The sequence below is a fragment of the Gulosibacter molinativorax genome (assembly GCF_003010915.2).
Lineage (GTDB): Bacteria > Actinomycetota > Actinomycetes > Actinomycetales > Microbacteriaceae > Gulosibacter > Gulosibacter molinativorax.
This window is the reverse complement of the sequence record NZ_CP028426.1, coordinates 132,365-147,189: the sequence shown is the minus strand read 5'-3', so window position 1 is coordinate 147,189 and position 14,825 is coordinate 132,365. Positions and strand designations below refer to the sequence as shown.

Below are 14,825 nucleotides of genomic sequence, written 5' to 3'. Positions count from 1 at the left end.
CCCTCTTCTAGAACCTCACATGGTTCAAATTCGTTTCATCCCGAGCGACAGAATCGCGAGTCAACACAGCAGGCTTCGGCGGCGGTGGGGCAGGCTCACGCTTCGGCCTTGCCTCCTGCTTCCGCAAACCCCACGCAGCCCACGTCACAGACTGCGCATGAGACACCGGCACCTTTGGATCGGACGCATCCCACGTCATCCCCGCCTGCCCAATCTTCCGAGTCGTCGCAGACGACAACGACTGCGTGAGCTCTTCCTGCCCACGATGGACAATCAGGCCAAGATTCGCGCCCTCAACGAACATCGCATGCGCCGCAGCAACCTCGTTCATATCCATCGAAAGGAACTTCACCCCGGCGCGCTCAAGATCGACAAGGATCATCGCCGCGTTCTTTGAGTCGAGCACCACAAGCGCATCGCCAAGATCCGCCTTCAACGACTTCACGAACTCCGCGACCCACATCGTTCCGCGATCAGTACGAACGTGCTCAACAAAGATCGTGTCATCGTCGAACCTCGACGCGGCCGACACTGAGCAATACGCCGCGTTCCGAGCCGCAGCAATCGCAATCACCGAAACATCCCCAAGAGACGCGTCAGGCTCTTCACTATCCCGCCACCGGTCAAGATCCAGTTCAGACAACGCTTGCGCCTCAACAGGGCGACGGTTCGGCCACACAGAAAACCGCTCGCGCAAGTACCCGTCCGGGTCAGTGTTTGCCCGCTCGAGCTGATCAATCACCGTCTCGATCGGCATCCGCCAGCCAAGTGACGGATTCGACTCGACAAGCGCGTCAAGATCACCAGGCTCGATCGCATCCGCAATGTCTGGATCATCCGACCCTTCCGGCGACCACTCCATCCAGCCCGTGCGCGCACCGATACCCTTGCGGCCACGATCCCGCAACGCCTCCCACACCTCGGAATCATTCACGCCATCCTCAGGCACAGTCCCAGTGAACAACGCCTGAGGATTCGTGATCTGCGACTGCGTATACGCCAAAGCGTTATTCGCCTGCAACGACTCTTCCTGAGCCTCATCGTCAATCCGAATATCAGCCGTAAAACCACGCCCAGACTTCTTCGTCCGAGCAATAAACCGCAGCCGGTCGCCATTGCGCTGACCCTCACGACGCTTCAGGACAATACCCTCTTTGCCGTTCGCCGTATAAATATTGTCCACGCGGCTCATAAGTTGCGGCACCGACTCGACAACGCCCGCCAGACGCTCAAACGCATCCACGGCAGTCTTCACCTCATGCGCAGAATGCAAGATCGTTTTACGCTTCTTGTCCGCGCGCGGAAACATGAACAGGTGCAGTAAATCGTAGGCAAGCAAGATCTCACCCTTACCGTTCTGCCGAGCCACCAGCAGGCCAAACTCCGACGACGCCCAACGACCCTCATCATCAACCTCAACAAGCGCCGACACGACATACCGCTGCCACTCGTCAAGCGTCAACCCGCACGCATCAAGAAAACGAAGCGCGCGATCCGCATGAGACCCCGCCGCCTTAGGACGCTTCTCGACCCTTGGCCGAGTCGAACCGAACAACATTTCCTTCTCCAGCGAGGAACTCATCGAACGGGTCAACCTCCTCGACAACCTCAACCGGGCCAAGCTCAGCAATCAACTCGCGCCGCTCACGAATCAACGGCGCAAGCTTCACCGGATCGTCATCAATCGCCGCATCAATCGCCGTATCAACAAGCTCCAACGTCCGCAGCAACTCGGCATGACGATCAAACGAATTGACCTCAACCGGAACCGACTCTTGAGCCCGAACAACCGGCTCCGAACGCTCCCGCGCAGACGCCGAAACCGACCGGCTCGCATTGTGCTTATTCTTCGCGCGGACACACGCCGCGCACGGCTCCGACCCCTCCCGCCGATGACGACGGTAGGCCGAATACGTGCCGCAGGGAGCCTTTTGACGTGCCATCGAATTGACCCCAATTCACGCGCCGCGCAAATTGCGCAGATTCTTCAAAAAGCCGGGAGAGAGAGATGCCAGACAGCGAGCGGGAGACTGGCATCGGATCAAGGTTTCTGGATTTTTTCGACCCTCTCGAGCCTCCGACCGACTTCGCGCGGCCTCTCGCGCTCGTCGCGCGGCTTTTCGCGCTCGACCCCTACTTTGAGGTGACCGCGGCCCATGCGGCGGTGAGGAAGAGGCGTGCGAGTCGCCAGCGGTATCGTTTGACTTCTGCCCGCACGGCGTACCCACTGTCGTGTTCGGTGAGCGTGCCGTCGATGTCGGTTGTGATCGAACCGACATCGGTGGTCTGGTCTCCGACCTTGACGAGGATGGTGGCCGTGAGTGTTCCGATGGTGCTCATAGCAGGACTCCGATTCGCTTAGGCCTGTTGCCGAAGCATGGGGCTATCGTGTCTGCAACGTCCTGGTCCCACTTACCGATGAGGTATGCCACTTCGACGGTGACGCCTCGGAACTCGCTGGCTGGTCGGAATAGGATGCGCCCGCCGCCGTGGAAACGGATCTCTCTCTCCCCATTAGCTCGGTTCACTGCGATTTCAAGGCCAGCCGCTTTGGCTTCGGCAATGGCGTCGCTGAAACCATGGAGGTACCCGTCCCCGGTGACGGCAACTGTGTGGCCGTTGGATGCGATTTCAACGGCGTGTTTGAATTGCCCGGTGGTGTTGATGTTGCCTGATAGCGGCGCAGCCAGTGTTTCGCGGATTTCATCGCTCCGCGCAACCTTTACGCTGCCACCCTCGCGGATCGTCAGGGTGCCGAAGTCGATCGTGTCGGCCACTGCTGGCAGGTTGACTTCGAGTTTCTTCACTCTCTCCTGGATGCCGCTAACTGTCCGCTCGCGCTGGACGACGAAGTGTGTCCAGCTGTATGCGGCAAATAGTGCCGTGGTGCCATTGTCGTCTTCGAGGTGTAGGTGACCGTCGTGGATTGAATGCGTCGACGCTTCCGCCCGGACCTCGCCTGTTTCGGTGTAGACGATGTACTTGTTCATGTTGCCCCCCATAGTTCGATGTCGAGTTCTTCCGCGTCGCCCTTGCGCGAATTGCATCCGCGGTGGAACGGCACTAGGTCTTGTTTGACGAGGTGCCCACCGTTGGCGAGCGCTACTGGATGGTCGGCGGTGAACGCCAACCTGTCCTTCCACGGCAGTGTGGTGTCGATTGGTTGCCCGCAGCCGAAGTCTGAGCCCCATCCGCAGGGGAGGTTTTCGCGTGCTGTGCGGCGTTTCAACGCTGCTTGTTTGCGTCGGTAGGCTCGGTGGCCTTTGCCGTTGCGAATTTCACGGGTCATGATCTGGTCCGGTTTCGAGTCAATGTCGCAGGCTCGTGTGATGATGCGAGTGCTGCCGAAGGTCGGTGGCAGGAAGGAGCGCAGTGAGTACTGCACCGAGTAATAGAGATGTGTTCGATGCGCAGAGGGATGCTGCCGTGACTTTGTACAAAGCGATACACGCCGCAGCGAAGGTGGAGCTTGCTGGGTATGAGTCGAAGGAGCATGGCTACAACGGCGTCCCGGCTTTACGCGCGCTCGCTGAGGCGTATGCGCTCGCGTCGGGAACTGCGTCGCCAAGTGTCACGGTTAAGCAGAGCTAGGGGGAATCGTGTCGTACACGCGGGTGAGTGAACTTGCAGGACGTGCTCATGCTCAGGCAATTCAGTCTGAGGTGTATGCCGAGTCGGATTACGAGAAGGAGATGGCTCGTGCCCTCGGCAACCTAGCGAATGCGGTTGAGGAGTTGGCTAAGTCGCTCCACCGAGATCAGTAACCCCGAAAACGACGAACGCCCCGTGCACGTGAGTGCCGGGGCGCTTGTCTTTGGTGCCGATTCTTATATTCGGGTTGACAACGCTAGGGTGTCAACTCCATACTCTGAATCTTTTTTCGGAGTCGGTATTTGTGTACGGGATTCGCGACGGTCTTGTGGCGGTACCAGTCGAGTAGTTCGTCGAGGTCGACGTGCATGTGACCTACCTTGTCGAAGTCGACTTCCATGCCTTCTGATCGCCATCGGTGGATTGTGCGGATGTGCCGGTTGACTCGCCTGGCGGCCTGTCGTGTGGTGAGCGTTTCTGACACTGTGACCTCCCGCGTCTATTGTCCCAGCTATTCCTCTCGGATGACTCTCGTATACGCCCCGCTTTTCGCCCTGCTGATCGCGTCGTCCTCTGCGAGCTTCTCGAACTGGAACCGCGCGACGGTCTCCCATTCGATGTCATATTTCGGCCGCGCCAGCCGCGTCGGAATCAACCGCCGCTCCTGCACGAGGTACGGCAGACTCGATGCCTCCCAGATAACACGCTCAGTCACGCTCGTGGCTCCTTTCGTATGCGGCCTGGAATGCGGCCATCGATAGCGCTAGCTGCTGGACCGAGAGGCTCGCCCCGATTGCGGCCTCCGTGAACGCGACGAGCTTCCAACCGAACTGCTCCGCACGCCTCACCCGCCGTCTCCCTGCTCGATCCTTCATCTTCGGGAAGTGCTCCCGCGTGCGAGGCCTCTGACCGCTACTCATCTCCAACCTCCGCGATCAGCCCGCATTTCTCGATATACGCGGCCTGCAACAGCTCCTGCTGCTCCGACGACGGTGCACCCGACTCCACGTACCTCTGTGCGGCCTCACGAGCCGCCTCATCCCGGGTCACGAGCCACCGTCCAGAATCGCGAGGATGCGCTTGCATTCCTGAAACGCATAGTCAAACGGGTCGTCCGGGTAATCTTGGATGCGCTCAACGCAGTGCTTTCGTACCCCCGCAAGCTTCGCCTCAAGCTCCGCAATCCGCTTGCCCGCGACCTTGAGCGTGTCCGACTCGTCGGCATGCTGCCGAGCCGCACGGTCACGAATCCGCGCGTTCACCCAATCACGATGCGAGAAACCCTGCTCTGGAATCGCCTGGAACTCACGCCACTCGGCATCGGTCAGCTCTAGCTCAGTCATCATCCTGCACCACCTTCCACGGGCCACAGCCCTCTCCAATTTCGAGCACCTCTTCCGAGTCCAAGAACGCCTGCCCATCAGTCCACGGGTACGGCTGATACGTCGAATGCCGAACAAACACGTTCGCCAGCCCCTCGAACTTGATCGCGGCACCGAGCCGGGTCGGCAGACCGTGTTCATCCCGGCCTGCCTCCCGCGCCCGGAACGCTTGCAGCTCGGCCAGTGCCGCTTCGAGGTTCCGGTAGAACCGCGCATCGTCGACATGATCCGGGTTCACACGCGCGGCATTCCCCGCCATGTCCGCCTCGTGCGTCGCATACTCCATGCACTCCGCGAGCCGCTCATCGGTAATGCGTTCACTCGACATCAGACACCACCTCGTAGGTCGCCTCGAAAATGTCCGGCTTGCACGGATAGAACTCGCCCTCCACGCCGCGAATCACGTAGTCGCCCTCATTCGCGGTCATCACGCCCTCCAACGTCGGGATGCTGATCGAGTAGCGCACGTCGGTACGGTCAGACGGCTTTACGTCCGTGTTGAACCTGCCACCGCACCACCTGGCGATCTCGTATCCGACACCAGACGCGGCCCCTCTGTCGAAATGCATCGCCTCGATCACTACCGGCTTCTTGCGAAACTTCATTGGTTCAGTCATCGCTCTCTCCTATCGCTTGCAGGGTAGGGCACGGCCATTCCTCTAGCCGCCCGAAATACTTGCCGTTGGGGAGCCTCATGGAGCACTCTCCGCAGATTGTTCCGCTTGGCTCAATCTCGACAGGGCGATGCAACTGCCGTAGTGTCTCGAAGCCCGCGGCCTGCTCTTCGATGAGGTCAAGCATGGCGAGCACGGTTTCAGGATCGAACGCGGCGATATGTGTGGCGTCGCACCAATGCGGGATCACCTCGTCGTCAGCGAACCGTGTAGCGCTCTGCAAAGACTCGAACGCAACTTTGCCGCCGATAGTGATGTGTGATGGCCCCGTAGCAGGGTTCCACTGCCTCCACGGTCCTGGTGTCGCCGCTTCCGCGATCTCTCGCAGCCCAGACAAATCAAAATCAGACATGGCCTACCTCCTGAAAGTTGTCTGCTCGGTAAACAAGTTCGTGATGCGGTACAAGCCGCACTTCCGGCATTGATCCACGATGCTGAAAATGTCGTAGAACTTGTCCGTGTCCGCCCACGAGTGGAACCAGCGGCACGATTTCGGGTCACGCCTAAACATCGTCTCGCTCCCCTCCGAACGCGGCCCGGAACATGGCCCTGAGACGATGTTCCGCGTGGGCTGACCCGAACGACTCGGTCGGATAAGCTTCACCACACCTGCATTGCGTCGATGCCCAGGGCAAACGGTGCGCGACCATTGCCTCCGCCGCCCGCGCGATCTGCTCTCGTAATGGGTTACTCATCGCCGTCTCCTGTCTCGACTAGTCGCTCCGCCGCCATGTTCAACGAAATGATCAGCTCCACGAACTGCCGCGCGACTCGCGTCCACCGCTCCATGTCCTGCAAGCTGCCGCCCGCACGAATCTCCCGCAACGCCTTATCAAGGTCAGCCTGATACGCGTCCCGAACCCGATAGATTTCACGCACCGCCGCAGCCGGGACGATCGATGTCGCCGCGAGCTGCTGATCCTGAAATATCGACAACTCACTCATCGCTCTGCATCCCCTCGTGTACGAGCTTCCAGTCAGGGCCGAGTACCTTCAACGTCTCGCTCGGCGACCGCCAATAGCCACTCGTCGTGACCCAAGCGTCACCGTCCTCAGCGCCAGGCGCGACAAGATGCATGCGCAGCCCATTGCCCTCCACAATCGCGCCCAGCGCGGTCGGTAGCTCACGCGCCGGGGGATGCGCAGCGAAATAGCGGTCAGCGGCTCCGATATCCGTCGACAGGTGTTCCCACAAGCACTCAGTCTCTCCGGTGCGCAGATCCAGGATTCCAATCGCACGCCCGTCGCCGTCGTCCTCGCCAGGCACTCGGTAGACGACCTTGTGGGCATCCTCCGGGTCATGCCATAGCCCGAGCTGCTCGTCACGCTCCGCCTGGAAATACGCTCGGAGGGCAGTGACCTCCTCTGAGTCAAGTGCCGTGCTCACGTTGTCTTTTGCATTGTTTACCGTAATCACACCACTCGGGTGCACCTCGACCTCAACGTTGTTCATCTCTCCCTCTTCCAATTCGATATAGCCGCTCACGCCGCTCTCGCTTCCTTGTACTCAGCCGGGTACACGTCCCGACAATCCCGACACCAGACGAGCGCCCGCTCGCTATAGAAATCGCCACCGCAGCGCTTACACACCCGCTGATACGAAGACCGCCTCTCGCCCCGCGTCCGCTCGTAGTAGCGCCGATTCGCCTCCCGCGCACACCCCCTCTGGTCACTCATGCCGCCACCGCCTCGTCATGGCACCAGCACCCGCAAGCCCTCGCGTGCAGCCCTTGTATGCGCCCCGTGCAGGGCCGGTGATTGTCCAGCTCGCACATGCGGGAACGGGGATGTAGCTCCGGGATCGTCCAATCCCGAAGGTCGGCGTCGTCGCGCTCTTTCTGCGCTTTGATTCGATAGTCGTTGTAGTCGTCGTTATCCATCACGCGGCTCTCGCTTTCCGTAGACGTTCCGCCGCGGCCTCACGCTGCTCGTCCGACATCGTGACCTTGCGCTTGAACGCATTCCGAATGTCGTATTGCGATGCAGGGATTTCAAAAGACGCCCAGTCCTCGCCCTCTCCAGTTAGGCGCGCGCGCTCGTCCTTTTTGAAACGAGAGATATGCGGGCGATAGGACGACCAAACGCGGTACTTCTGCTCCGCATGGTCGTACGTGATTGTCGTTTCCATTTCAGTTGTGGTTGCCATTGGTTCCTCCATCAATCACGAGGCGACACTTCTTGCATGTCACCAGTAGTTGCGGGTCGGAATCGTCGCCAACCCAGTCGACTTGAGTAGTGCGTTCGAGGCAGATTGGGCACATCGCGTCCAGGGCCTCGAGTGGCATCCGCTCCTGGCCTGTACGTTTCAGGCCAGCGCGGATGAGTGGAATCAGTTCGTCGTGAATCTCCGCAATGAACGGGAGGCCAACGAGGTCGTCGAGGCGATGCCGCATGTACTCGACCGCGCCTTGACCCGAGTCCACATCAGGCAGGTCATCCTTGAGGTTCAAGGGCAGCACTCGAAACGCTTCCTTCGCCCAGCCCTTCAAAGCCTGCTCGAGCTCGTCGACTGCCTCGGCCTGCTCCACGTGAAACGGCAGACTGTGACTCCGCGATGTCTGCACCTTGTCGCCGTACGCCACTGCCTGCAAGGATTTGCCGACCATGCTTTGCATGAGCGTGAGAACAGGTCCGGCGACCGCGAGATGATCTCGAAGTCGCCGGTAGCAGGTCGTGCACAACCTCCCGTACATGGCAGGGCGTACCCGTAGAGCCTCAGGAGGCCCGTAGACGCATCGTCTGACACACCCTTCACTCACCATGCCTCCGTGTGTTTGATCGCGTCAGCGTGCGAAGCAAAGACGGCCATGACAGTCAGATTGATCTCTGCGTCATGGCCGACCGCGAACCAGGGGAACCTGGTATCCACCCACAAGGGCAGGCGGGCTATTTTCCACTTCATGACACCTCCTGAAACGGCAGACCAGTAGTTGATTTCACGAGACGCTTCGGCCACATGCGCTCTTCGCGGTCGCCACGCCAGCGGACAAGTTCCACTTCGTTGCCTTTCCCAGGTGCAAGCCCAAGGCCGAACTCAGGCCAGCCCTGCAACGCGGATGAACCTCGAGGTGACAACTTGCGTTCGCCTGACTTCGATGTCGCCTTGCCCGCGTGCGCCTCAATCAGCAGAGCAATGCCTCTGTCTCGAAGCGTGTCGAGCGCAGCGAGTACCGGGGCGGCCTCGTCGTCTGTCTGAATCGCACCAGCAGTCAGTCGGTAGAGCGGGCCGATCATGATCACGTCCGGCTTCACCTTGTCGACCATCGTGTGCAAGCGCATCAGCTCATCCGGTCGAGTGATGTCGAAACGAGGGACAGGAACCACCGTGAGGTTCTCCGATAGCGCCCCACCTGCCGAGAGGTTCGACACCGCCGAGACGAAACCCCTGGTCTTGCGCGACCATTGACGCTTCGTGTTCTCCGCGTCAATCACCAGACACTTCCGAGGCGTGATGCTCTGCCAATCCCGGAACGGATGCACCCCCGCAGCGACAGCGAAAAGCAATTGCTGCAGCAGAGTCGACTTTCCGAGCCCCTCGAAGCCCGTCAACATCAGACGGTCTTGCCGTTCGATCAGCCCAGGGACGAGCCAGTCATGCGACACATCCACTTTCAGCAGATCGTCGACCGAGAGCATCTCGTAGTCGTCAGACTTCCGCTTCTGCAATCCCTCGAGAGACTGCATCGCTTCGCGAATAGCCTGCGCCGGGTCACCCTCCGCCGCGTCTCTCATGGAAGTAGCGACCTTCACCACGCCGCGCTGTAGCGACTCCTGAGAAACGAGCTCCGCGTAATGCTTCACGTTCGATGCAGTGGGGACTTCACCCACCATCTCGTGCAGCTCGGCCGGGTCGATCCCTCGAATGTCCCACGCCTTCAACTTCGGCGTGACCGTCAGCACGTCGATCGGCTCACCATGACCATGCATGTCCACCATGCCGGAGAAGATCCTCCCGAGACGTTCGTCTTGGAAGTCACCCCCCGTCACGGCCTGCATCGCATCCCCGATATACCTCGAGTCGAGCAGGACGGCACCAATCACAGTGCGTTCGTGTTCGATCAATTCGCCCACCCCCACTCGTCGAACATGCGAGGTCGCGCATGGCGGAGAATGTCCGCGGGCATCACCCTCAGACTCGACTCCTGGTAGTGACGCTTGAGGGCGTCGACGCCTTCCTCGAAGGTGATGTCCTCGAGGTCGTCAGCCCACACTCTCGCCGTACCCATGTCGACAGTGCGCCCGTCTCTAGCGGACGCCAGCGTCAAGAGCTTGAATGCTTCCTGAGCCTGCAAGTTCACCACCTCCGTAGATGTCGTTGAACGCCTGCATGTTCCGCTCGAGCGGCGACATGGTGTTGTTGCGTGGCGCTTCTGGCTCATCCGCCCAGCACCCCCCGTTCAGCCACGTCGATGGGTGCTTCATGAACTGCTTGTCGGGAATGTTCGGGTCAGCAACGAACCGACGAACACCGGCCATGATTACGTCGGGAGACTCCCGCTTGATCGCCTTATCCCATGCCCTACGCGCAGCGTCCTTCGACTTCTTCAATGGGTAGATCGAATAGAAGTCGTCGAACGTGGGGACTATAGGGGTTACTGGTAGTTCACTCTTACTGTTCTCTGGATAGTTACCAGGACATGGGTGTCCGGTGAGGCTGTCGTCAATGTCCGGTGAGGTTGTCTCAGATGTCCGGTGAGATTCACTAGCGGCCAATATGTCCACTTGCTTTCTGCTGACGTTCAGCACATACCGGTCAGAGGTGCGCATCCCTCTGTTGTCACGCCGCTGTTCACGTTGGATCAGCCCCTTGTCCTCGAGGTCGTCGAGGGCTCGGCGGACCGTGCGAGTCGATACCCCCGCACGGTCCGCCAAGAGCTGCTGTCCTGGGAAGCAAGAGTTGCGCTCATCGGCGTAGCTCGCGAGGCCCATGAGCACGAGCTTCTGGGTGGGCGTGATCCCGTCGACCGACCACGCCCACGGGACCGTGTGGAAGCTCATCTCCCCTCCACCTCGTCGGCAAGATCCCCGAGCTCGGCTACCTCCATCAGGATTTCGGCGATCTCAATCACCGGCGAATCCTTGAAGAGATACGGAGCGCCAGAGAGATGCGCGGCGATCTGGCTGAACCTCTCGAGGTGTCCAGCCTCATCAGGGTGCCCGTGCTCGTGTGCGATTTGCGAGCGAAGATCCAGGACCGCCGATGCGACTTTCATGTTGTTGAGCTTCTTCATTCCTCTTCCTTCCATTTCTCGTACTGCTCGCCGTACAACTGACGCATCAACGCCATCGCCTCACGAGCCGTAATCTCAATCGCCTGCAATCCGTCGAGCAGGCACCAAGTTCTCTTCCACCGGTAGAACACCGGGACGTTTGCGGCGTTCTTCACCCAGCGGGGAACCTTCCAGCCCCACGCCAAGGCCGAACGTTGTAGCTCGGCCTCGGCCATGTTGTTGCAGACCGTGCACATGGTGAGTGCGCCGGTGAGTGGCACGCGGTGTTTCGAGCCACCCATGCCAACGGCCTGCCGATGTTGAAACGACAGGCCGTTGAATGTTCCGCATGCAGCGCACCGGGACTCATCGCGGGTATAAGTTCTCTCCCGCTCGAGCGTTGTTGGAGCAGCCACTAGAACGGTGCGCTTTCGACCTCGAGCGCTTCCCCGACTACTTTCACCGCGGCGTCGGCTGAAAGCTCAAATGCCCTACCGATGCGATCGAACCTGATGCCGATCTTGATGTCTCCGAATGCATCCCTCCGCGACTCGAGGAACTGGATTCGATCAGTCACCACCACCTCGTCGGAGATGTCGACCATCACGAGCGCGCCGAGGTGCAGAGTGGTTAGCTCCGACACAAACTCGATGTCCTTGAACGCATCGCTTGGCTTGCCTCGCAGCGCTTCGAGTTCCAGCTCTGCCTTGATCAGCAGGTCGTCGTACTCGCTGATCTTCCCCTCAAGATCCAAGATCCTTTCCCGCTGGTCATCCTGATCAGCATTCGAGGCGTTATAGATCGCCTTCCACTTGTCGACCTCGCGTTCCGAATCGGCTAGTGCCTGCTCGAGCAGTACGGCAGTGTTCCGTGCGCGGTCTCGCTCTTCCAGAGCCTCCTCGCAATCCACGAACTTCCGGTCGAACGCCCGGTCGAGCCTTTCGTTCCGCTGTCGCTCGCTCTCAAGGTCAGTCATGATCTCGGTGTTGCGCTCGAGTAGCTTTCGCACCGCGCCTGCAATCTCCGCGACAGACTCGACGCTGCTGTGGTTATGAATCTCGGCCATTACCGGCCCCTTCCCGTCGTCGCCCCATACGCGGCAGTCATTGACTTGTTGAGTGACTGCCACGCGGAAAGGCGTGTCTCAAGTGATCGGAGTTGCCGCTCAGCGTGCTTCCACGCCAAGCGAGCAATCTCCATGTCCGAGCGCAACTGAGCCGTCTCAAGCTCCGCCCGATATTTCTTCTCCTGCTGGGGGCCGTCCGCCTTCAAGTACTCCTTCGCGTACTCGCGGTCGTACTCGCGCTGCAACTTCTCGTAGGTTGCTTGCCGACCGGACACGATCCCCACCCCGTTATCGAGCTCGTTCGACAGCGCGATAATCTGCTGCTCGACCTCGACGGGGTTGGTCACTGGAAGCCATCCGGCAGATCGGCGAAACCGTCAAGCCCCTCAGGAGCGACTGAAACTTCCTCGGCTGGTGATTGGTCAGCCCCGGACTGTTCGGCCTCTTGTGCGGGCTCCTGTGGCTTCTCGGTTGGCTTCGGCGTCACGCTCCGCGACTTGCGCTGCACCTTCGAGGTCGAACGCTTCACCGGTGCCGCCTCTGAAGTCGGCCCGTCGTCGTCCAATTCCTCGGCGGTGTACGAGAGACCGAGGATGTCGTCCGCAGCGATCAACCGCACAAGCTCTGTCGTTGCACGAGCAATCAGCATCGCTTGAGGCTGTTTCTTCCAGTTGTCCTTACTGACAAGCCCAAGCTGCCGAGCCCGGTCCATGTCCCACACTGACTCTTGGATGCGATCAGACCCACGTCGACGGCCCTTCACGATTGCTCGCTGTGAGGTGGATTCTTCGATCCACACCTCGTGACCCTTCGCCAAGGCGATAGCTCGGAGAGTGTTCGCCCTAAGTGCTGGCGTGCCCTGAATGATGTCGATCGACCGCAGTGCAGCCATCGGGGTTAGGCCAAGTTCCAGGCCCGTGACAATCGCGGCCGCGGCCTGATCAGGTCGGCCCTTGAACGACCCCGGCACGAAGTTCGTCGTCGTCAGACTCAGCGAAGCGTTGTAGGCAAGTCGAAGATCAGACACGAAGCGGACAAGCTCTTCACTCCCACGCTCCACCGCCTGATCCCTTGACGGCGCGACGCCCTGTTCAGGTTCACGTCGACGCTCAACGGCTTGCTCCACCTTCTCGGGCTCTGGCTCTTCGACGACCTCGCCGTCTAGCTCGTCTTCACGCATCGCCTCAGCATTCGCCTTAGCCTGCGCTTCAATCTCGTCCCAGTTCGGTTCTTGCTCGTTCATGCTGCTTCCTCCTTGCTCGCCGGTGCGTGCAGCTCCGGCCCCTTCCATGTGTCCGCGACATCGCGGTTAGATGCAGTCCGCGCGACCGTCGCGATGTGCCCAAAGGCCGACCAAGTCACGGGCGAAAACTCCATCGGGAACACGCTGAAGCCGTCCGAGCGAATCCAGATCGCCCAGAGATCCGTGATGCCGAGATCCGCAGTCAAGGCAAGTTCGCCATTCGCTGCCGTGTAGTGCGTGCTCTTCGCGTAAGCGGTGAGCTGTAGGGCGGTCTCTGGGTAGATCCCCGAGCGGTTCGTCTTCCAGTCCGCGAGAATCACCTTGTCCGGAAACTTCCCACTGCGAAGCAGCAGGTCGAACGTGCCGCCGTACAGGGCCTGATCGTGGAAGCACGGGGTTTCAGTGAGAATCACTTCAACTTCGAAGTCATCCAAGAACTGCGCCGCCGACTCAACATGCCCCCGAATCTCATCCGGGACGTCTACCTCTTCGCCGTGTGCGAGCTTCTCCGCGAGGTCGTGAACTTCCGTACCTCGTTTAGCTGCAGCGTCTCTATCGGCGTAGCGTGCGTTCTTCAACTCCTTGAGGCGAGTCGCGATCGGCATCTCGCCCAGCTCGTCCCACATGTTTACGGCATACTCAGCTGTGGTGTTCGCCGCCCAGTTGATCAGTGCTGGCTTCGGCAGGCCGTTCGACAGCAGCGTCGTAACGCCGTCCATCTTCTGGTACTGCCCAGCCTCATCGAGGTACTGGTAGCCGTGACCCTTCCCGTAATTCCTTCGCTTGAAGCGAGGCTTGTCGGCCATTACTTCTCAGCCCCAAACGAATCGTCCAACTCCGCGAACCCCTCGTTGAGAGGCGCATCGAAATCAACCTCACCCTCGACCACCACCGGGAGTGGAGTGTCACCCGAACGAGAATCAGCCAGCGCGGTCATATACTCCGCGAGCCGATCAGCCTCCACCTCATCCCCGACAATCTCGATGTGCGAAATCTTCGCCATAGCCGAGACCTCTTCGGTGTCGTCATCGACCTTCCGAAACTTCCGGTCGATACGAACAATCCCGATGAGAGATGCAGGTGCAGCGACATCGAGGAATTCCTCCGCGTGCGCATCCAGCCCGTTCCGCTCCGCCTTCGGGAGACGGCCACTTAGTTGAAATTCAGTTCCCATTACAATTCCTTTTCCTCAATCCGATAGACGCGAATAACCACGCCCGGTTCTTCATTTGCCAATTGATAGCGTTTTCGCCCAGACCATTCGACGATCTGCGCATCGTCGTGAATCAACCCCGATTGTGTGAGCGCATCCCATATCGCCCTCTCGGTCTTATCCCCGTCCGGCTTTGTCGTTGGGTGCTCTCGCTTTACCGTCTTCCCCCGCGGGAGAATGAACACGATCTGAACTACCAGGGGGGCATGCGCTTCATGAGTCACTCCGGTAGCTCTCGCAGCGTCCGCAACCTTCTTGCGCCACGGGTTCAAGCGAGAGGCTTTCTGGTCGAACATCACCGCCCTGTTGCCCGCGATATACGCACTCTTCGAGCCTTGGGCGATTGGCACGCCGTCGACTCTGAACGTGATCACCGTGGCTCGCTCCCGCTAGGAGCGATCGCAGCCCACAAGACGACCGGCCACATGAGCAGCGTGCAAAACAAA

At 59.9% G+C, this 14,825-nt stretch carries 30 protein-coding genes; 1 reads left to right on the top strand and 29 read right to left on the bottom strand.

Going from position 1 to position 14,825, the window contains the following annotated elements; all coding sequences use genetic code 11:
* Positions 1-7 precede the first annotated feature (7 nt).
* The 5 genes from GMOLON4_RS00785 to GMOLON4_RS00765 all read right to left on the bottom strand — a co-directional run bounded on the left by GMOLON4_RS00785 (position 8) and on the right by GMOLON4_RS00765 (position 3,289).
* Positions 8-1,462, bottom strand: a complete 1,455-nt coding sequence (locus tag GMOLON4_RS00785; protein WP_026937849.1) for a hypothetical protein — start codon at positions 1,460-1,462, stop codon at positions 8-10.
* Positions 1,463-1,514: 52 nt separating this feature from the next.
* Positions 1,515-1,718 (bottom strand): hypothetical protein, encoded by a 204-nt coding sequence (locus GMOLON4_RS00780; protein ID WP_026937850.1) that lies wholly within the window; start codon positions 1,716-1,718, stop codon positions 1,515-1,517.
* A gap of 415 nt (positions 1,719-2,133) precedes the next feature.
* Positions 2,134-2,340, bottom strand: coding sequence for a hypothetical protein (locus tag GMOLON4_RS00775; protein WP_106486597.1), 207 nt, complete (start codon positions 2,338-2,340; stop codon positions 2,134-2,136).
* Positions 2,337-2,990, bottom strand: a complete 654-nt coding sequence (locus GMOLON4_RS00770; protein WP_146137456.1) for a hypothetical protein — start codon at positions 2,988-2,990, stop codon at positions 2,337-2,339. The genes GMOLON4_RS00775 and GMOLON4_RS00770 overlap by 4 nt, the downstream gene beginning before the upstream one ends.
* Positions 2,987-3,289, bottom strand: coding sequence for an HNH endonuclease (locus GMOLON4_RS00765; protein WP_265415385.1), 303 nt, complete (start codon positions 3,287-3,289; stop codon positions 2,987-2,989). The genes GMOLON4_RS00770 and GMOLON4_RS00765 overlap by 4 nt, the downstream gene beginning before the upstream one ends.
* A 137-nt stretch (positions 3,290-3,426) precedes the next feature.
* Between GMOLON4_RS00765 and GMOLON4_RS00760 the strand changes: the two genes are divergently transcribed.
* Positions 3,427-3,591 (top strand): hypothetical protein, encoded by a 165-nt coding sequence (locus GMOLON4_RS00760; protein ID WP_156892070.1) that lies wholly within the window; start codon positions 3,427-3,429, stop codon positions 3,589-3,591.
* Positions 3,592-3,847: 256 nt separating this feature from the next.
* On the opposite strand, the gene GMOLON4_RS00755 is transcribed toward GMOLON4_RS00760, so the two are convergent.
* The 24 genes from GMOLON4_RS00755 to GMOLON4_RS00640 form a co-directional block, all read right to left on the bottom strand.
* A complete protein-coding gene (locus tag GMOLON4_RS00755; RefSeq protein ID WP_156892071.1) occupies positions 3,848-3,991 on the bottom strand; it encodes a hypothetical protein in 144 nt (47 codons plus the stop codon).
* 111 nt (positions 3,992-4,102) lie between these two features.
* Positions 4,103-4,306, bottom strand: a complete 204-nt coding sequence (locus GMOLON4_RS00750) for a hypothetical protein (protein ID WP_026937860.1) — start codon at positions 4,304-4,306, stop codon at positions 4,103-4,105.
* A complete protein-coding gene (locus GMOLON4_RS00745; RefSeq protein WP_181244098.1) occupies positions 4,299-4,439 on the bottom strand; it encodes a hypothetical protein in 141 nt (46 codons plus the stop codon). Before GMOLON4_RS00745 ends, GMOLON4_RS00750 begins: the two co-directional genes overlap by 8 nt.
* A 64-nt stretch (positions 4,440-4,503) precedes the next feature.
* Positions 4,504-4,641, bottom strand: a complete 138-nt coding sequence (locus GMOLON4_RS00740; protein ID WP_156892078.1) for a hypothetical protein — start codon at positions 4,639-4,641, stop codon at positions 4,504-4,506.
* Positions 4,638-4,937, bottom strand: a complete 300-nt coding sequence (locus GMOLON4_RS00735) for a hypothetical protein (RefSeq protein ID WP_026937881.1) — start codon at positions 4,935-4,937, stop codon at positions 4,638-4,640. The genes GMOLON4_RS00740 and GMOLON4_RS00735 overlap by 4 nt, the downstream gene beginning before the upstream one ends.
* The gene (locus GMOLON4_RS00730; protein WP_026937882.1) at positions 4,927-5,301 is read right to left on the bottom strand and encodes a hypothetical protein; all 375 of its coding nucleotides are present in this window, start codon (positions 5,299-5,301) and stop codon (positions 4,927-4,929) included. The genes GMOLON4_RS00735 and GMOLON4_RS00730 overlap by 11 nt, the downstream gene beginning before the upstream one ends.
* Positions 5,291-5,590, bottom strand: a complete 300-nt coding sequence (locus GMOLON4_RS00725) for a hypothetical protein (protein ID WP_245575568.1) — start codon at positions 5,588-5,590, stop codon at positions 5,291-5,293. Before GMOLON4_RS00725 ends, GMOLON4_RS00730 begins: the two co-directional genes overlap by 11 nt.
* Positions 5,583-5,999, bottom strand: coding sequence for an ead/Ea22-like family protein (locus tag GMOLON4_RS00720; protein WP_106486593.1), 417 nt, complete (start codon positions 5,997-5,999; stop codon positions 5,583-5,585). The genes GMOLON4_RS00725 and GMOLON4_RS00720 overlap by 8 nt, the downstream gene beginning before the upstream one ends.
* Before the next feature lie 335 nt (positions 6,000-6,334).
* Entirely contained in the window at positions 6,335-6,592 is a 258-nt protein-coding gene (locus GMOLON4_RS00715; RefSeq protein ID WP_026937893.1) for a hypothetical protein, read from the bottom strand.
* On the bottom strand, positions 6,585-7,133 hold the full coding sequence (locus tag GMOLON4_RS00710; protein WP_026937892.1) for a hypothetical protein: 549 nt from the start codon (positions 7,131-7,133) through the stop codon (positions 6,585-6,587). The genes GMOLON4_RS00715 and GMOLON4_RS00710 overlap by 8 nt, the downstream gene beginning before the upstream one ends.
* Before the next feature lie 393 nt (positions 7,134-7,526).
* On the bottom strand, positions 7,527-7,793 hold the full coding sequence (locus GMOLON4_RS00705; protein WP_026937113.1) for a hypothetical protein: 267 nt from the start codon (positions 7,791-7,793) through the stop codon (positions 7,527-7,529).
* Positions 7,777-8,253 carry a hypothetical protein gene (locus tag GMOLON4_RS00700; RefSeq protein WP_026937114.1) on the bottom strand — a complete coding sequence of 159 codons (477 nt, stop codon included), beginning with the start codon at positions 8,251-8,253 and terminating at the stop codon, positions 7,777-7,779. Before GMOLON4_RS00700 ends, GMOLON4_RS00705 begins: the two co-directional genes overlap by 17 nt.
* Positions 8,254-8,402: 149 nt before the next feature.
* Positions 8,403-8,549 (bottom strand): hypothetical protein, encoded by a 147-nt coding sequence (locus GMOLON4_RS00695; RefSeq protein WP_265415384.1) that lies wholly within the window; start codon positions 8,547-8,549, stop codon positions 8,403-8,405.
* Positions 8,546-9,709 carry an AAA family ATPase gene (locus GMOLON4_RS00690; RefSeq protein WP_169516517.1) on the bottom strand — a complete coding sequence of 388 codons (1,164 nt, stop codon included), beginning with the start codon at positions 9,707-9,709 and terminating at the stop codon, positions 8,546-8,548. The genes GMOLON4_RS00695 and GMOLON4_RS00690 overlap by 4 nt, the downstream gene beginning before the upstream one ends.
* Entirely contained in the window at positions 9,706-9,873 is a 168-nt protein-coding gene (locus GMOLON4_RS00685) for a hypothetical protein (RefSeq protein ID WP_156892045.1), read from the bottom strand. Before GMOLON4_RS00685 ends, GMOLON4_RS00690 begins: the two co-directional genes overlap by 4 nt.
* Before the next feature lie 19 nt (positions 9,874-9,892).
* Positions 9,893-10,645, bottom strand: a complete 753-nt coding sequence (locus GMOLON4_RS00680) for a helix-turn-helix domain-containing protein (protein WP_026937117.1) — start codon at positions 10,643-10,645, stop codon at positions 9,893-9,895.
* Positions 10,642-10,878, bottom strand: a complete 237-nt coding sequence (locus tag GMOLON4_RS00675) for a hypothetical protein (protein ID WP_026937118.1) — start codon at positions 10,876-10,878, stop codon at positions 10,642-10,644. Before GMOLON4_RS00675 ends, GMOLON4_RS00680 begins: the two co-directional genes overlap by 4 nt.
* Positions 10,875-11,138, bottom strand: coding sequence for a hypothetical protein (locus tag GMOLON4_RS00670; protein ID WP_026937119.1), 264 nt, complete (start codon positions 11,136-11,138; stop codon positions 10,875-10,877). Before GMOLON4_RS00670 ends, GMOLON4_RS00675 begins: the two co-directional genes overlap by 4 nt.
* 134 nt (positions 11,139-11,272) lie before the next feature.
* Positions 11,273-11,923 (bottom strand): hypothetical protein, encoded by a 651-nt coding sequence (locus GMOLON4_RS00665; RefSeq protein WP_026937120.1) that lies wholly within the window; start codon positions 11,921-11,923, stop codon positions 11,273-11,275.
* Complete coding sequence (locus GMOLON4_RS00660; RefSeq protein WP_026937121.1) at positions 11,923-12,270, bottom strand: hypothetical protein; 348 nt, start codon at positions 12,268-12,270, stop codon at positions 11,923-11,925. Before GMOLON4_RS00660 ends, GMOLON4_RS00665 begins: the two co-directional genes overlap by 1 nt.
* Entirely contained in the window at positions 12,267-13,166 is a 900-nt protein-coding gene (locus GMOLON4_RS00655) for a hypothetical protein (RefSeq protein ID WP_051266930.1), read from the bottom strand. Before GMOLON4_RS00655 ends, GMOLON4_RS00660 begins: the two co-directional genes overlap by 4 nt.
* Complete coding sequence (locus GMOLON4_RS00650; protein ID WP_026937122.1) at positions 13,163-13,972, bottom strand: hypothetical protein; 810 nt, start codon at positions 13,970-13,972, stop codon at positions 13,163-13,165. Before GMOLON4_RS00650 ends, GMOLON4_RS00655 begins: the two co-directional genes overlap by 4 nt.
* Positions 13,972-14,340, bottom strand: coding sequence for a hypothetical protein (locus tag GMOLON4_RS00645; RefSeq protein ID WP_026937123.1), 369 nt, complete (start codon positions 14,338-14,340; stop codon positions 13,972-13,974). Before GMOLON4_RS00645 ends, GMOLON4_RS00650 begins: the two co-directional genes overlap by 1 nt.
* Positions 14,340-14,753 (bottom strand): RusA family crossover junction endodeoxyribonuclease, encoded by a 414-nt coding sequence (locus GMOLON4_RS00640; RefSeq protein WP_051266933.1) that lies wholly within the window; start codon positions 14,751-14,753, stop codon positions 14,340-14,342. The genes GMOLON4_RS00645 and GMOLON4_RS00640 overlap by 1 nt, the downstream gene beginning before the upstream one ends.
* Positions 14,754-14,825 lie beyond the last annotated feature (72 nt).

Excerpts from the sequence above, each read along its gene's own strand:
- GMOLON4_RS00775 (WP_106486597.1), bottom strand. The coding sequence starts at position 2,340 with ATGAGCACCATCGGAACACTCACGGCCACCATCCTCGTCAAGGTCGGA.
- GMOLON4_RS00770 (WP_146137456.1), bottom strand. The coding sequence starts at position 2,990 with ATGAACAAGTACATCGTCTACACCGAAACAGGCGAGGTCCGGGCGGAA.
- GMOLON4_RS00765 (WP_265415385.1), bottom strand. The coding sequence starts at position 3,289 with ATGACCCGTGAAATTCGCAACGGCAAAGGCCACCGAGCCTACCGACGC.
- GMOLON4_RS00755 (WP_156892071.1), bottom strand. The coding sequence starts at position 3,991 with ATGGAAGTCGACTTCGACAAGGTAGGTCACATGCACGTCGACCTCGAC.
- GMOLON4_RS00735 (WP_026937881.1), bottom strand. The coding sequence starts at position 4,937 with ATGATGACTGAGCTAGAGCTGACCGATGCCGAGTGGCGTGAGTTCCAG.
- GMOLON4_RS00730 (WP_026937882.1), bottom strand. The coding sequence starts at position 5,301 with ATGTCGAGTGAACGCATTACCGATGAGCGGCTCGCGGAGTGCATGGAG.
- GMOLON4_RS00725 (WP_245575568.1), bottom strand. The coding sequence starts at position 5,590 with ATGACTGAACCAATGAAGTTTCGCAAGAAGCCGGTAGTGATCGAGGCG.
- GMOLON4_RS00720 (WP_106486593.1), bottom strand. The coding sequence starts at position 5,999 with ATGTCTGATTTTGATTTGTCTGGGCTGCGAGAGATCGCGGAAGCGGCG.
- GMOLON4_RS00715 (WP_026937893.1), bottom strand. The coding sequence starts at position 6,592 with ATGAGTGAGTTGTCGATATTTCAGGATCAGCAGCTCGCGGCGACATCG.
- GMOLON4_RS00705 (WP_026937113.1), bottom strand. The coding sequence starts at position 7,793 with ATGGCAACCACAACTGAAATGGAAACGACAATCACGTACGACCATGCG.
- GMOLON4_RS00700 (WP_026937114.1), bottom strand. The coding sequence starts at position 8,253 with ATGGTCGGCAAATCCTTGCAGGCAGTGGCGTACGGCGACAAGGTGCAG.
- GMOLON4_RS00695 (WP_265415384.1), bottom strand. The coding sequence starts at position 8,549 with ATGAAGTGGAAAATAGCCCGCCTGCCCTTGTGGGTGGATACCAGGTTC.
- GMOLON4_RS00685 (WP_156892045.1), bottom strand. The coding sequence starts at position 9,873 with ATGGGTACGGCGAGAGTGTGGGCTGACGACCTCGAGGACATCACCTTC.
- GMOLON4_RS00680 (WP_026937117.1), bottom strand. The coding sequence starts at position 10,645 with ATGAGCTTCCACACGGTCCCGTGGGCGTGGTCGGTCGACGGGATCACG.
- GMOLON4_RS00675 (WP_026937118.1), bottom strand. The coding sequence starts at position 10,878 with ATGAAGAAGCTCAACAACATGAAAGTCGCATCGGCGGTCCTGGATCTT.
- GMOLON4_RS00665 (WP_026937120.1), bottom strand. The coding sequence starts at position 11,923 with ATGGCCGAGATTCATAACCACAGCAGCGTCGAGTCTGTCGCGGAGATT.
- GMOLON4_RS00655 (WP_051266930.1), bottom strand. The coding sequence starts at position 13,166 with ATGAACGAGCAAGAACCGAACTGGGACGAGATTGAAGCGCAGGCTAAG.
- GMOLON4_RS00650 (WP_026937122.1), bottom strand. The coding sequence starts at position 13,972 with ATGGCCGACAAGCCTCGCTTCAAGCGAAGGAATTACGGGAAGGGTCAC.
- GMOLON4_RS00645 (WP_026937123.1), bottom strand. The coding sequence starts at position 14,340 with ATGGGAACTGAATTTCAACTAAGTGGCCGTCTCCCGAAGGCGGAGCGG.